This window comes from Rhodococcus sp. YH1, assembly GCF_009939605.1.
Classification (GTDB): Bacteria; Actinomycetota; Actinomycetes; order Mycobacteriales; family Mycobacteriaceae; genus Rhodococcus; species Rhodococcus aetherivorans.
This window is the reverse complement of sequence record NZ_WVTE01000191.1, coordinates 1-1,399: the sequence shown is the minus strand read 5'-3', so window position 1 is coordinate 1,399 and position 1,399 is coordinate 1. Positions and strand designations below refer to the sequence as shown.

Annotated in this window: 1 protein-coding gene; it reads right to left on the bottom strand. The window is 74.9% G+C overall.

Annotated features, from left to right (window positions below; translation table 11 throughout):
- Window positions 1-1,399 (bottom strand): AMP-binding protein (locus AIIKEEIJ_RS14435; RefSeq protein WP_161995941.1); only part of this gene is annotated, 1,399 nt, incomplete at both ends.

Sequence of the window (1,399 nt, the reverse complement as noted above, 5' to 3'; positions counted from 1 at the left end):
CCGTCGGCCCGTACAGGTTCAGCATCGTCCGCCCCCCGGCGAACCGCTCGACCAACTCGGCTCCGACCGCCTCCCCGGCCACCGCCAGCACCTCGACCGACGTCAATGCCGCCGGCTCCAGCGTCGACAACGCGGCGGGGGTGACGACGAGGTGGCTGACCCGGGCCGCGCGGAGCCGGTCGGCGAGTTCGGCGCCGCCGACCACCGTGGGCGGTACGACCACGAGCCGCGCGCCGACCGCGAACGCGGCGAGCTGTTCGAACACCGCGGCGTCGAAGCTCGGCGAGGCGATGTGCGCGATCCGGGCCTGCGCGGTCAGCGCCAGGGTTTCCCGCTGCGCGGCGACGAGGTTGCCCAGTCCGCGGTGGGTGACGGCGACCGCCTTCGGGGTGCCGGTCGAGCCGGACGTGTAGATCAGGTAGGCGGGATCGTCCACGTGCACGGCCGCGGCGCGCGGCCGCTGCGGGACGAGTGCGAGACGCGTGTCGGCGTCCGGGCCGTCGAGCACCAGCCACCCGACCGAGCCGGGCAGGCGGTCGTGGTGCGCGGTCACGGTGACGCCCAGGACGGCCCCGGAATCGGCGAGCATGTACTCGATCCGTTCCTGCGGGTGCCGCGGGTCGACGGGCACGAACGCCGCTCCGGTCCGTGCGACCGCCCAGACCGCGAGCACCGATTCGAACGATCGGGTCAGTGCCAGGGCGACGAGGGTGCCGGGACCGGCGCCGCGCGCGGTGAGCGCGTCGGCGAGCAGCGCCGCGCGGGCGTCGAGCTCGCGATAGGTGACCTGCCGGTCGTCGGTGACCACGGCGACGGCGTCGGGTCGCGCGGCCGCGGCGGCGTGCAGCAGCTCGGGCAGGGTCACCGGGGTGACGGGCTGCGGGCCCGCGCTGGTGCGCAGGTCGTCGGCCTCCTGCGCGTCGAGCAGGTCGACGTCGCCGATCGCGGCGTGCGGGTTCTCGGCGACCGCCGTCAGCAGCCGGCCGAAGCGGGCGGCGAGGGTCCGCGCGGTGCCGTCGTCGAACAGGTCGGTGGCGTAACCGAGCGTCACCTCGAGACCGGCGGGTTCGCCGTCGGCGGTCGTGCGTTCGCGCAGTGTCAGGCTCAGGTCGAAGGGTGAGGCCTCGTGGGCGACGTCCTGCAGCTCGATGCGCAGGCCCGCGACCTCGAGCTCCGGCTCCTCGAAGTTCGCCAGCGCGAGCGAGACCTGGAACAGCGGGTGGTGCGCGGTGGACCGGGCCGGGCGCACCGCCTCGACCACCTGATCGAACGGCAGGTCGGCGTGGGCGAAGGCGGCCAGGTCGGCCTCGCGCACCTGCGCCACCAGGTCGGCGAAGGCGACGTCCGGCCGCACCGGGGTGCGCAGGACCACGGTGTTGACGAACATCCCGACCAGGTC